A 428-nucleotide genomic window follows, 5' to 3' on the forward strand; every position below is an offset into this window, starting at 1 on the left:
CCGGTGATCGTCGTCGGACCCGTTGCCGTCAACGGGAAGTCGTTGATCGTCGCGGTGCCGCCGTTGTCGTTGGTCACCGTCTTGACCAGGGTCAGCGTCGCCGCCTGGTCGTCGTTGACGATGGTGCAGGTCGCGTTCTGGCCGCCGGCCAGCACCAGGCTGTCGCCGGTCAAAGTGCCGGCGGTGCAACTCCACGCGCCGGCCGTGTAGCCGGCCACATTGGTTTCACTCAGCACATAGGTGCCGGCACCGACCGCAGCGTTCGTCACCGTCGCGGTGCCGCTGACACCGGTGATCGTCGTCGGACCCGTTGCCGTCAACGGGAAGTCGTTGATCGTCGCGGTGCCGCCGTTGTCGTTGGTCACCGTCTTGACCAGGGTCAGCGTCGCCGCCTGGTCGTCGTTGACGATGGTGCAGGTCGCGTTCTG

Annotated in this window: 1 protein-coding gene; it reads right to left on the bottom strand. The window is 66.6% G+C overall.

Annotation, left to right across the window (positions count from 1 at the left end; translation table 11 throughout):
* Positions 1–428 (bottom strand): hypothetical protein (locus tag AB4Y92_RS25980; RefSeq protein ID WP_441822243.1); only part of this gene is annotated, 428 nt, incomplete at both ends.

Source organism: Lysobacter sp. TAB13 (assembly GCF_052113885.1).
GTDB classification, from domain to species: domain Bacteria; phylum Pseudomonadota; class Gammaproteobacteria; order Xanthomonadales; family Xanthomonadaceae; genus Lysobacter; species Lysobacter gummosus.